This is a genomic window from Proteus faecis (assembly GCF_003144395.1).
Taxonomy (GTDB): Bacteria; Pseudomonadota; Gammaproteobacteria; order Enterobacterales; family Enterobacteriaceae; genus Proteus; species Proteus faecis.
Window position 1 is genome coordinate 18,168 of the sequence record NZ_PENZ01000035.1, and the last position, 13,258, is coordinate 31,425.

12 protein-coding genes are annotated in these 13,258 nt (G+C 38.5%); 7 read left to right on the forward strand and 5 right to left on the reverse strand.

Annotation, left to right across the window (positions count from 1 at the left end; translation table 11 throughout):
* Positions 1-354 precede the first annotated feature (354 nt).
* The 4 genes from frdA to frdD are packed head-to-tail and all read left to right on the forward strand — an operon-like array spanning position 355 to position 3,662.
* Entirely contained in the window at positions 355-2,151 is a 1,797-nt protein-coding gene (gene frdA, locus DK858_RS12615) for a fumarate reductase (quinol) flavoprotein subunit (RefSeq protein ID WP_109397717.1), read from the forward strand.
* Positions 2,144-2,881, forward strand: a complete 738-nt coding sequence (locus DK858_RS12620; protein WP_109397718.1) for a succinate dehydrogenase/fumarate reductase iron-sulfur subunit — start codon at positions 2,144-2,146, stop codon at positions 2,879-2,881. Before frdA ends, DK858_RS12620 begins: the two co-directional genes overlap by 8 nt.
* Before the next feature lie 14 nt (positions 2,882-2,895).
* Positions 2,896-3,288: a fumarate reductase subunit FrdC gene (gene frdC, locus DK858_RS12625; RefSeq protein WP_109397719.1), complete on the forward strand. Its 393-nt coding sequence runs from the start codon at positions 2,896-2,898 to the stop codon at positions 3,286-3,288.
* 14 nt (positions 3,289-3,302) lie between these two features.
* Positions 3,303-3,662, forward strand: a complete 360-nt coding sequence (frdD, locus tag DK858_RS12630; protein ID WP_109397720.1) for a fumarate reductase subunit FrdD — start codon at positions 3,303-3,305, stop codon at positions 3,660-3,662.
* A gap of 134 nt (positions 3,663-3,796) precedes the next feature.
* Here frdD and sugE read toward each other — a convergent pair whose 3' ends face one another.
* From sugE to hydN, 4 genes are all read right to left on the reverse strand, one after another.
* Positions 3,797-4,111: a quaternary ammonium compound efflux SMR transporter SugE gene (sugE, locus tag DK858_RS12635; protein WP_006535439.1), complete on the reverse strand. Its 315-nt coding sequence runs from the start codon at positions 4,109-4,111 to the stop codon at positions 3,797-3,799.
* Positions 4,112-4,242: 131 nt separating this feature from the next.
* Positions 4,243-4,533, reverse strand: a complete 291-nt coding sequence (gene hybG / locus DK858_RS12640) for a hydrogenase maturation factor HybG (protein ID WP_036933156.1) — start codon at positions 4,531-4,533, stop codon at positions 4,243-4,245.
* An 8-nt stretch (positions 4,534-4,541) separates the two neighbouring features.
* Positions 4,542-4,883, reverse strand: coding sequence for a hydrogenase maturation nickel metallochaperone HypA (gene hypA, locus DK858_RS12645; RefSeq protein WP_069368214.1), 342 nt, complete (start codon positions 4,881-4,883; stop codon positions 4,542-4,544).
* Positions 4,884-4,955: 72 nt separating this feature from the next.
* Positions 4,956-5,513 (reverse strand): electron transport protein HydN, encoded by a 558-nt coding sequence (gene hydN / locus DK858_RS12650; RefSeq protein WP_069368213.1) that lies wholly within the window; start codon positions 5,511-5,513, stop codon positions 4,956-4,958.
* Positions 5,514-5,925: 412 nt separating this feature from the next.
* Here hydN and DK858_RS12655 point away from each other — a divergent pair, with 412 nt between their 5' ends.
* A complete protein-coding gene (locus DK858_RS12655; RefSeq protein WP_109397721.1) occupies positions 5,926-7,539 on the forward strand; it encodes a sigma 54-interacting transcriptional regulator in 1,614 nt (537 codons plus the stop codon).
* 169 nt (positions 7,540-7,708) lie between these two features.
* Positions 7,709-8,596, forward strand: a complete 888-nt coding sequence (locus DK858_RS12660) for a 2OG-Fe dioxygenase family protein (RefSeq protein WP_109397722.1) — start codon at positions 7,709-7,711, stop codon at positions 8,594-8,596.
* A 259-nt stretch (positions 8,597-8,855) separates the two neighbouring features.
* Here the strand turns inward: DK858_RS12660 and fdhF are convergent, their stop codons facing one another.
* Positions 8,856-11,000, reverse strand: a complete 2,145-nt coding sequence (gene fdhF, locus DK858_RS12665) for a formate dehydrogenase subunit alpha (RefSeq protein ID WP_109397723.1) — start codon at positions 10,998-11,000, stop codon at positions 8,856-8,858.
* Between the two features lie 527 nt (positions 11,001-11,527).
* Between fdhF and eptB the strand changes: the two genes are divergently transcribed.
* Positions 11,528-13,219, forward strand: a complete 1,692-nt coding sequence (gene eptB / locus DK858_RS12670; protein ID WP_109397724.1) for a kdo(2)-lipid A phosphoethanolamine 7''-transferase — start codon at positions 11,528-11,530, stop codon at positions 13,217-13,219.
* Positions 13,220-13,258 lie beyond the last annotated feature (39 nt).

Consider the following 13,258-nt stretch of genomic DNA (forward strand, 5'->3'; position numbering starts at 1 on the left):
TTTCAAAACAGATTATTCATTACTATTTATAATTTCCAATTTAGAAAAATATATTCTATTTGATCTTCAAGTTTCTCTGGTGGCTTATTATCAAAACCCAGAATTCTTGGTGTGGATCACACTTTTTTTGCGAAATACGGGAAAACCATCATTCATATCAAATTTCGGTGCCCTACATTTCGTTATACTAAAATTACAGTCAATGATAATAAAGATGTTATCAAGCGCAGTCACAAGGCAGTGAAACAATTTAGTTACGGATAGCTTAAAAAAATAGCATTACAAATTAATAATGTCAGTGAATTGAATTCTAGACAATTATTCCAATTTTCACTTGAACAATGGAGAAGCGCAGTGCAAACCTTTAATGCCGATATAGCGATAATCGGAGCCGGGGGCGCAGGCTTACGAGCAGCAATAGCTGCAGCGGAAGCGAATCCTCAACTGAAAATTGCTCTGATCTCAAAAGTTTACCCAATGCGTAGCCACACCGTGGCAGCAGAAGGCGGATCAGCAGCAGTGACTCAGGCTCACGACTCCTATGATTTCCACTTCAATGATACCGTTTCAGGCGGTGACTGGTTGTGTGAACAGGATGTCGTAGATTACTTCGTTGAGCATTGTCCAACAGAGATGACTCAACTAGAACTCTGGGGCTGTCCTTGGAGCCGTAAAGAAGACGGGTCAGTCAACGTCCGACGTTTTGGTGGGATGAAGATCGAACGGACCTGGTTCGCAGCCGATAAAACCGGCTTCCATATGCTACATACCCTGTTCCAAACATCCTTAAAATATCCACAAATTCAACGTTTCGACGAACACTTTGTTCTCGATATCCTCGTTGATGAAGGTCACGCTCGTGGTCTTGTTGCTATTAATATGATGGAAGGTACGAAAGTTCAGATCCGTGCTAATGCTGTCATTATGGCAACGGGTGGTGCTGGACGTGTTTATCGTTTCAATACCAATGGCGGTATTGTTACTGGTGATGGTATGGGTATCGCTTTACGTCATGGCGTTCCACTGCGTGATATGGAATTTGTTCAATATCACCCAACTGGACTACCTGGTTCAGGTATCCTGATGACCGAAGGTTGTCGTGGTGAAGGTGGTATTCTGGTCAATAAAGATGGCTATCGTTATCTGCAAGATTACGGTCTAGGACCAGAAACACCATTAGGTAAACCAGAAAATAAATACATGGAATTAGGTCCTCGCGATAAAGTTTCTCAAGCTTTCTGGCATGAGTGGCGTGCAGGCCGTACCATCAAAACTCACCGTGGTGATGTTGTTCATCTTGATTTACGTCATCTGGGTGCGAAAAAACTTCATGAACGTCTGCCATTTATTTGTGAACTGGCAAAAGCGTATGTGGGTGTTGACCCAGTTAATGAACCAATCCCTGTTCGTCCTACTGCTCACTACACTATGGGTGGTATCGAAACTAACCAACAAACTGAGACTCGTATTAAAGGTCTGTTTGCGGTGGGTGAATGTTCATCGGTCGGCTTACACGGTGCTAACCGTTTAGGTTCTAACTCACTGGCTGAGCTGGTTGTATTCGGTCGTCTTGCAGGTGAAGAAGCCGTTCGTTGTGCACAAGAAGCAGCACCAGCTAACGCATCAGCATTAGATGCTCGTACTCGTGATATCGAAGATGGCCTGAAAAAGCTGATGAACCAAAAAGGTTCAGAAAGCTGGTCACAAATTCGTGATGAAATGGGTGAATCAATGGAAGAAGGTTGCGGTATCTATCGTACACCTGAGTTAATGCAAAAAACCATTGATAAACTGGCTGAATTGAAAGAACGTTTCAAACGCGTTGAAATTAAAGACACCAGTAGCGTCTTTAATACAGATTTACTGTACAAAATCGAGCTTGGTTTTGGTTTAGATGTCGCTGAATGTATGGCTCATTCCGCAATTAATCGTAAAGAGTCTCGTGGTGCACACCAACGTCTTGACGAAGGTTGTACTGAGCGTGATGACGTGAACTTCCTGAAACATACTCTGGCGTTCTATAACCCAGAAGGTGCCCCTCGCTTAGAATATAGCGATGTGAAGATCACGAAGTCTGCTCCTGCTAAACGTGTCTATGGTGGTGAAGCGACTGCACAAGACAAGCAGAATAAGGAGAAAGCGAATGGCTGATGACATGAAGCACATTAAAATGGAAGTCATGCGCTATAACCCAGAAACGGACAAAGCGCCTCATTTCGTCACTTATGATGTTCCTTATGATGAGCAAACGTCATTATTGGACGCATTGGGTTATATTAAAGACAATTTAGCGCCTGATCTCTCTTACCGTTGGTCTTGTCGTATGGCGATTTGTGGCTCTTGCGGCATGATGGTCAACAAAGTGCCTAAATTGGCCTGTAAAACGTTTATACGTGAATATCCAGACGGTTTAAGAGTTGAAGCGTTGGGTAACTTCCCTGTTGAGCGTGACCTTGTTGTCGATATGACTCACTTTATCGAAAGCTTAGAAGCGATTAAACCTTATATCATCGGTAATGATCGTAAGCCTTCAGAAGGGACGAATAAACAGACTCCTGCTCAAATGGCGAAATACCATCAATTCTCTGGTTGTATCAACTGTGGTCTTTGCTATGCAGCATGTCCTCAGTTTGGTCTAAACCCAGAATTTATTGGCCCAGCAGCAATTACATTAGCTCAACGTTACAACACAGATAGTCGTGACCATGGGGCAAAAGAGCGTATGCCTCAGTTAAATGGTGAGAACGGTGTCTGGTCTTGTACCTTTGTTGGCTACTGCTCTGAAGTCTGTCCAAAACATGTGGATCCTGCTGCCGCTATTCAGCAAGGTAAAGCAGCCAGTGCGCAAGACTTTGTCATTGCGATGCTGAAACCACGTTAAGGAGGAAACAAGACATGACAACAAAACGTAAGCCTTATGTTCGTGGCATGCAACCAAACTGGTGGACGAAACTTGGATTCTATCGTTTCTATATCACCCGTGAAGGGACTTGTCTTCCACAACTTTGGTTCAGTCTGGTTGTACTGTTTGGTGTATTCGCACTGAAAAATGGACCCGAAAGTTGGGCAGGTTTCGTTGGATTCCTAAGTAACCCAATTGTAATGCTGATTAACATTGTGACTCTTATTGCAACGTTATTTCACACCGCGACTTGGTTTAAACTTGCACCAAAAGCAGTGGTTATTGTTGTAAAAGATGAAAAAATGCCTCAAGAACCTATCGTACGTGGTTTTTGGGCTGTCACTATCGTTGTTACTGCCGTTATTCTGGCAGTGGCGTTAATTTAACCCAGGAGGAAATAATGAATCAGAATCAACTTCCTAAGCGCTCTGATGAACCTATTTTCTGGGGATTATTTGGTGCAGGTGGTATGTGGAGTGCGATTGTTTCTCCAGCAATCATCATCCTGCTCGGTATCCTAATCCCAATGGGTGTTGCGCCAGAAGCATTTACTTATGAACGTATTATGGCATTTAGCCAAAGCATCATTGGTCGTCTGTTCTTACTGCTAATGATCATTCTGCCAGTATGGTGTGCATTACACCGTATTCACCATACTCTGCACGATTTTAAAGTGCATGTACCTGCAAGCAAATGGGTATTCTATGGTGGTGCAGCAATTATCAGCGTTATCGCTATCATTGGTGTATTTACACTATAATTGATTAATACGTAACGATTAAAAGCCACTCTATGAGTGGCTTTTTTTATTAAAATTTTTTAATTACATTTAGCTGATTAAAATACGCTTTAATAAAACAGAATTCGGAATCACTTATCCCAAATATTCGGGTTTTAACTCGCTAATTTCAGCCCAATAATACCAAAAATAATCATTGCTAAACTCAGTAAGCGATAGATATTCGCGGACTCACCAAAAACCAAAATACCGAAGATTGCGGTACCCACTGCGCCAATACCCGTCCAAATTGCATAAGCCGTACCCGCAGGCAAACCTTTCATAGCATAAGACAACATTCCCATGCTCACAACCATGGCGCTAATGGTAATAATACTTGGTGTTAAACGCGTAAAACCGTGTGTGTATTTAAGGCCGACGGCCCAAACGATTTCTAATAAACCCGCGATAAGAAGAATAATCCAAGACATAACGTCCCCTACTCAATAAGTTGGGGTCGTCCCCTGAATACAAAGATAAAAAGCTGGGTCGTCCCAGCTTTAGAAAGATGAAGTCCAAGTATAAGAAAAAGAAATTAATCATGCAATAGTACAAAACTAACTCAGTTTTTCTTAGGTGCGCCTTCCTCACCATAAAGAAAAGCAGAAACATCATCTTCCACTTCTCCCATTGCCATTAAAGCATCCAGCGTCTCTTTTGCTTCTTCTTCATTGACGATACTCATAGCAAAACCAACATGCACTAACACCCATTTACCAATCATCGTATGAGGCTCACCTTCACAGACTAGCGCAATATTAACTTCTCGTTTAACGCCACAAACATCGACCATTGCATTTTCAGTGATTGTTTTTCCAACTTCAACAACCTGACCTGGAATACCAAGACACATAACAACCCCTATTCGATCTCTATTTGCTTTATTCGCATTGCATCGTCATTTTCAACGCGCAGATTCTGGCTACCACAAGATGGGCAACCTGCATTAAATGTTGAAACAGTAACAACTTGGTGACAATCCCAACACCATGCTTTCGCGGGGATAACCTCAATATGTAATTCACAGCCTTGAGCAAGGGTGTCTCTGCAAACAATATCAAAGCAAAATTCAAGTGCACTAACTTCAACACAAGATAATGCGCCAATTTCCATCCATACGCTTTTTACTTTTTTGGCATTATTTAATTTAGCTTGAGAATCTATTATCTCAAATGCGCTCTGGCAAAGCGTGATTTCATGCATGTCGATACCTTATTGAAGCAGGATAAATAATAGCAACTATAGTATCAGCACATAGTTGCTTTATTATTGATCTTAGAACAACAATTCAGCACCGGTCTCAAAAGCAGCTTTACGACGACGCTCTTTGACCATTTCTTCAAGCGCATCTCTATCAATACACACTAAAGCATGTGTTGGACAGACTTCAATACATGCAGGACCCGCTTCACGGTGGTGACATAAATCGCATTTGTTTGCTTCCGCTTTAAATGCCTCAATCGCATTAAGCGCAGTTGATTTGCGCATAATTGGACGAGAAACCACTTCCATCGTGCCATAAGGACAAGCCAATACACAGGTTTTACAGCCGATACATTTTTCCTGATCGACATAGTAATAATCTTTGTTATGAATGATAGCGCCATTCGGACACACATTGGCACAAGGGGCATCTTCACATTGATGACAAACAACTGCTGTACTGATTGAAAACCCCTTGATCACATGAATACGCGGTTGGAAATTCTGCTCACTAATTTGGTCAATGGCTAAATTATCTTGGTCTGCTTGCTGATGTGACACAACACAAGCCACTTCACAAGTATGGCAACCAATACATTTTTTAGGGTCTGCAATGATGAAACGGTTCATCATATTCTCCTGATCTTTGTTATCTTTGTTATATATAGCCGTTATATATGGCGATAAATGCAACGAGCTATTCTAATTAAGAGTAATAATTAGAGTATCAATAGAATGAATCTAGCACGGTTCATGCCAATATATTTTTGGTATAACTATTCCTTATTTTTCAATTAAATAATTTTCAAATAAAAATGATTATTGATTAATAAATAAGTCACTTCGTCAAATTATTCGACATTTTTGACGATAAAATAAAACGCTACATATTTTATTATATAATGATTTAATGCATTTATATTTTCAGTTTCATTACATATACAAAAATAGCGGGTTGGATCAAAAATGATTCAGTCATTGATATAAATTTATTATAAACCTACTACAATATAGCTAATTTTTTAGGGCAATCGGTGGTGTCATGAAATTAAGCAGTAACAATGCTGAAACTATGGAGAGCCTTCGTAATGAGCGCAACCAATATCGCATTTTGGTTGATATCACAAATTCTGTATTAGCTCATCTAGACATGGATGGTCTTATTTCTGAAGTCTCTAAAGAAATACATCGTTTTTTTGGACTGAACCATATTAGTCTTATGTTATGCCGTACCTCATCACAAAATAGTGGTGAAGGTATTCTTTATTCTAGTCGTTATCAGACTGGGAAATCTGTCATTCGCCAACAACGTAAATTTAGTAGCGCGAATAACAAAGCCGAAGAAATTATTAATCAGAATAAACCTGTCTTAATTGATATTAATAAAGAAGATCAGGAAGATGTTTTGATTAAGCGTCTAGTTAAGCAAAATATGCAGACGGCTTTGTTATTGCCACTGGCTTTTAATCACAAACCTCTTGGCTTATTAATTTTAGCGCATGAAATAGGAAGCGTTTTTACTAACGATACTTGCCAATTGCTTCAACAAATTGCGGCTCGTATTGGTATTGCCATTGAAAATGCAGCCGCTTATGAAGAGATAACGCATTTAAAAGATAGTTTAAAGAATGAGAATATTTGGCTTAATGAACAGATAGATAATAGTGCAGGTTTTAGTGAGATTATTTATCAAAGCGATGCTATGCATAATGTGCTCGAACAGATTGAATTAGTGGCACAAAGTGATAGTACCGTTCTTATATTAGGTGAAACAGGAACTGGTAAAGAATTAATTGCACGCGCTATCCATCGTCTTAGTCAACGAAAAAGTAAGACGATGATAAAGATGAACTGCGCAGCCGTACCTTCTGGCCTTTTAGAAAGCGATCTCTTTGGTCACGATAAAGGTGCATTCACCGGTGCAACAAATACACATATTGGCCGATTTGAAATGGCGGATAAAAGTACCCTATTTCTAGATGAAATTGGTGATATGCCTATTGAATTACAACCTAAACTGCTACGTGTTCTCCAAGAACGAGAAATAGAAAGATTAGGTGGTAATAAAGTGATCCCTGTGGATGTCAGACTGATTGCGGCAACGAATAAAGATCTTCATGATTTAACGGATGAAGGTGAGTTTAGAGAAGATCTTTATTATCGGCTTAATGTTTTTCCTATTATTATTCCGCCATTAAGAGAGCGACCTGAAGATATTCCGCTTTTAGCAAAACATTTTACGCAAAAAATTGCGCGAAGAATGGATAGAAAAATAGATTGTATTCCAGCTAACGCATTGGAACAATTAACACATTACCCATGGCCGGGTAATGTTCGTGAACTTGAAAATATTATTGAGCGCGCGGTTATTTTAACGCGTGGTTCAACATTAAACCTTCAATTAAAAGAGTTACATATTAATAAGCCCTCTCGTTTAAAACAGGTGCTATCTCAACCTTCATCTATTGAAAAGCGTATGCAAACTAATGCGCCAGAAAGTGATGATGAGGAGCGAGAAAGGATCATTCAAGCATTAAGAGAAACCAACGGTGTAGTTGCTGGTGCTAGAGGTGCTGCTTTAAAATTAGGATTAAAAAGAACAACGTTATTATCACGGATGCAACGTTTAGGTATTTCAATTCCAGAAATACTTTAATTCTGAAATAATTACTTATTTAATTAGAGTGTAATTAATTTATTACACTCTTTTATTTCATTTATTTGAAACTTATTAATCTCTATCTATAATTTAATTGATCGCATTTCATTAGATAATCCTCTAATTAATTATTAATAATATAAACCATCAATGGAGCATATTATATATGAATAGCCTGCTTATAGATAAAATCAGTGAAATAAGAAAAGAGTACAAAAATAATAAATATGTTTTTATTCCCCAAAATATAGTTATTGATTTAATAAAGCAATTAGGTGCTAAAGAAAAAGATATTAATACATTAATGGAATATGGCGACTATTTGGCACAAGATCCAACGCTTTCATTTCGCCATACTCGAACAGGACGCTACCTTTTTGATAATGATATCGAAACAATCTCCAGACTAGAGTATCAACCTTTTGTTCTCACCGAAGAAGATGGATTTATTCGAGAAGACAGTGGTGCACAAAGGCATTTCAGAGCGCTGGATGATCGCTGGCAGAGCAATACAGCCTATCAAGCCTTATTAAAATTAAAAATGCTATTAATTCAAGGGAATACATTTACTCCTCGTCACTTAACAGATCAAAATTCACCTAAGTCAATATCAACTGTTTTTCATTTAAGATTAATTGCCCAACCCGATTCTTTAAGTGAACTTTCCATTGAAGGTGTTCATAAAGATGGTGTTGATCACACGATGATCGTGATGATGAATAAGAATAACGTTAAGGATAATACAGGCGCCTTGCGGGTTCATTCACCGAAGGAAGCCATAGGAACACCTTGGCAAAAGATTACCCCTGAAAATGTGCTTTATGAGCACAATAATGCACAATATCTTGATATTTTATTAATTGCAGATAATGAATTAAATCATAGTGGCACACCTATTTTTACTCATGATAATAAAAATCAGGCTTACCAAGATTTTATCGTTTTACTCTCTCGCTATCCAACGGTTGATTCTCATCCATCACATAAATTTGATTCGATGAATTCACATCCTGACTTGCCTTTAACACTTTATTTAAATCAGCAAGCCTCTTAGTCATAGCACGTTATCGCATAAATTAAAAAGCAACTTATCGACTTGATTTAGAAAAAGATTATATTGAAAGTAACATTTTACTTTTTTATTGTGAGCCAACGCATGGTGAACATTCAAACAAAAGTTAAGTGATTTTTCTGCGATAAACAGAAAAGAACAAGCTCCGACAGTAATAAAAAACCATAAAAAAACCGAGTTTATTAACATAAGGTCAATAAACTCGGTCTTAAGGCAGAAAAACAATACTAATGAGGTCAGATTAGCCCTCGGCGGCTTCTCTTAAACGACGTTTAATATTGCTGTACTCCGTTTTCACATAGTGTTCTGCCTGAGCCTGTTCCTTGATTGGCTCAACACATACTGCACAATATTTATACTCAGGAGTTTTGGTAATTGGACTTAAGTTTTCTGCAACGAGTTCGTTACAAGCACCAATCCACCACTGGTAAGTCATATATACCGCACCTTTATTCGGTCTATCACTGACTGCAGCGCGCGTAATAACTTTACCTTGACGAGAGCGTATCCAAACTAACTCTTGATCTTTAATACCCAATTGTTTGGCATCTTCAGTATTTAACTGAACATAGCCAGGCTCATCTGCTAATGCAGCCAATGCCTTACAGTTACCTGTCATTGAACGGCAAGAGTAGTGCCCAACTTCACGAACTGTTGCCAGTACCATTGGGAATTCATCAGACAGTTTGTCAATTGGTGGCGCCCACTCACAAGTAAAGAATTGACCTTTACCATTAGGGGTATCAAATTTACCGCCTTCGTACAGATATTGTGTACCTGGGCTATCTTCTGTTGGGCAAGGCCATTGAATGTAAGCCAAGTCCGCCATTTTTTCGTAAGTCGCACCGTAATAAATTGGGCATAACTCACGCAACTCATCCCAAATTTCTTTGGTATTGTTGTAATGCATTGGATAACCCATTGCTGTTGCCATCAGACTGATAATTTGCCAGTCTGTTTTTACATCGCCAACAGGTTCAACAGCTTTATAGAAACGTTGGAAGCCACGGTCTGCTGCAGTATAAACACCTTCATGCTCACCCCATGATGTTGCAGGGAAAATAACGTCAGCAATAGACGCTGTTTTAGTCATAAAGATATCTTGTACTATCAATAGATCCAGTTTTTCAAACGTTCTACGGATTGTCGCTAAATCAGGCTCCGTTTGCAGTGGATCTTCACCCATAATATAGTGCGCTTTTAATAAGCCGTGATCGATATTATGAGGAACTTCACTTAACGCATAGCCTATTTCATCAGGCATAGATTCAATGCCCCAGAATTTAGCGAATTTCTCCCGCGCTTTTTCGTCAGTAACGTATTGATAACCGGGTAGTGTGTTAGGTAATGCCCCCATATCACACGCACCTTGTACGTTATTTTGACCACGAACAGGGCCAACTCCGACGTATTTTTTACCTAAATTACCCGTTAATAAGGCCAAACTAGTCAGTGAACGAACCGTTTCAACGCCTTGGTAGAATTGAGTTACCCCCATTCCCCAAAGAATTGTTGCTGTTTCTGCTTTCGCGTACATACGTGCAGCTTCACGAATAATTTGAGCACTTAAACCTGTTATTTCTTCAACTGATTCAGGTGTATAGCTTTCAACTAATTTACAATACTCTTCAAATTGCTCGGTGTGATTTTCGATAAAGGATTTATCATGCAATCCTTCTTCAATAATCACATGCGCAATCGCATTTAATAGCGCAATGTTAGAGCCATTTTTCAAGCCTAAGTGTAAATCAGCTAAACGTGCTGTTTCGATGTAACGAGGGTCACATACAATAATTTTGGCACCCTTTTCTTTCGCCTTAACAATACGGCGAGCAACAATAGGATGCGAGTCTGCGGCATTATAACCGAAGACAAATAGACATTTGGTATCCTCAATCTCAACGATTGAGTTGCTCATAGCACCATTACCGACCGAACGCTGCAGACCTGCAACCGAAGGGCCGTGTCAGACACGAGCACAGCAGTCTATATTATTATTTCCGATAACCGCACGAGCGAATTTCTGCATAACGAAGTTAGCTTCGTTACCAGGGCCTCGTGAAGAGCCGGTTGTCATAATAGATTTAGCACCGTATTTCTCTTTGATAGCAAGAAGCTTGCTACTGGCAAACTCAATCGCTTCTTCCCAAGAAACCGCTTCTAATTTTCCGCCTCTTTCACGACGGATCATTGGTGTTTTAAGACGTGGAGTCAGTATCTTAGTATCATGGATAAAATCCCATCCATAATACCCTTTCAGACACAGCTCACCTTGGTTTGTTAAACCATTGGCTCCTTCAGCGCCAATGATTTTACCGTTTTCCACCTTCAGGTAGATTTTGCATCCTGAGGCGCAATACGGACAGACCGTGATGACTTTTTTCATCAACATTGCTCCTGTGTTCATCAACTTTCAGGCTATTACCTGATTCTCTCCTCTATCTATGCAGAGAGTGTGCCAAAGAAGCACGCTTTTTTATATTTCTGCAATGCAATGAAAAATAAAGAAAAATAAAATAAAAAAATCAGTAAGAAAATAATAAAGATTAAAATAGCAAGCGATGTTCGACACTAATGACGATATTTATGTCGATTAGATATCTATAAAAACACGTTATACATAAGGCTTTATAGCAAAAGAACGTTCTTTATTTAGCGAAAATAACGATGATGCAAATACACGTTCTTATCTGCCTCTATCAGGATCTTGCCATATATAATGATGACAACCTTCTAATATCGCTATCAATACGTCTATTTATTAGAACTATTCAAAATTAATAATTTTGATATCAATGTAATTCAAAGAAAAAATTTTTAAACTTCAATAAAAAAAAGAACATAATACTGAACCTGAAAACAACTTTGTGGTCTTAAAGACCTCTACACCATATACATTGATAATAACTGAACATGCAAAAATTAAAGTTTTTAAGGTTTTCGAAAGAAAATATTGTCCTTTTTTTAGCTATCTATCTTGGTTTTTTTCTAAATATTTCCGTTTACATTGGCCGATACGGCACACAGAATACAAACAACCCCCTCATTGATGTATTATATATTCTAGGTGAAGTTGTCGTTAATATTGCCTTTACCTTCTTTTTACTGCGTTTACTTTCCTTTTTTGGTTCCCTCTTTTTTAAAATAGTCGCCTCTTTTATTCTTATCGTCAGCGTTTGTGCTAGCTACTATATTTCGTTTTACGATGTTGTCATTGGTTACGGTATTATTATTTCTACCCTAACCACAGATACCGATTTATCAAAAGAGCTGGTTAGTCCTAATGTCATTATTTGGATTATTGGCTTATCTATTTTGCCATTAACACTTATTTGGCTATGTAAAAAACCAGAAAAAAATCTCACTACAGAGCAAAAGAAAAAAATCTGGATAAAAAACACAGCCAAAATGCTTGTGATTGCCGTCGCTGTATTTGCTTATCTAAAGACCTTAGATTCAAAACAGAAAGCCTACGAAATCAAAAATAACTTAGATTTACCCAGCTACAGTGGTGGTTTAAGTTACGCATACTTGCCCACAAACTGGATCATTCCATTGTTCCAATATGCAATAACACAGTATGACGATACATTTAATAACCAAAATATTTTTGATCCCGCTGATCACTTCACTTACCAACCCTCAAAAGCGAATGAAGATGTGTATGTTGTCTTTATTATCGGTGAAACAGCAAGATGGGATCATATGGGGTTGTTAGGATATGAACGTCAAACGAATCCTCTATTAAGCCAAGAGAAAAATCTTGTTGCCTTTAAAGGTGTTTCTTGTGATACCGCAACAAAGCTCTCTTTAAAATGTATGTTTGTGCGAGAAAACGGAACAGAAAGTAACGATCAGCGAACATTAAAAGAGAACAATATTTTCTCAGTATTAAGTCAACTAGGTATGTCATCAGAGCTGTTCTCAATGCAAAGCGAGTTGTGGTTTTACAATAAACTTGATTTAAATAACTACGCAATGAAAGAGATGATGACAGCAAAAAATAGTAATTTTGGTAAAGAGCTTGATGACACCTTATTAATTGCTGAAACGGCAAATGCAGTTTCTCAGCATCCAAAGGGGAATCATTTAGTGATTTTACATACTAAAGGCTCTCACTTTATGTATTCGCAACGTTACCCTGAGTCATTCAAAAAATACCAGCCTGAATGTTTAAATGTGGATGATGAGTGTACTAAAGAGCAGTTAGTCAATGCTTATGATAACTCTATTCTTTATACTGACTATTTTATTGATGGCATCCTCGATACATTACGCGATAAAAAAGCCATTGTATTTTATACCTCCGATCACGGTGAATCTATTTCAGAAAAAGGTGGCTTACACGGCACACCAAAAGAAATCGCACCACCAGAACAATTTAAAATACCTTTCTTAGTTTGGATGTCAGATAGCTATTTAGCCGAACCTGAAAATAAGCAGTTATTTGATAACCTAAAACGTAATCAAGATGCGGAGCGCACATTCTATCATCACAATATTTTTGACTCGATGTTAGGTTGCTTGGGTTATTCATCCCCTGATGGTGGCATTAATAATCAAAATAATCTCTGTTTTGGTGAGACACCATCAACCGAAAAATAGATCTTTAATCAGTTATTAGACAAAACCCCACACTCAAAT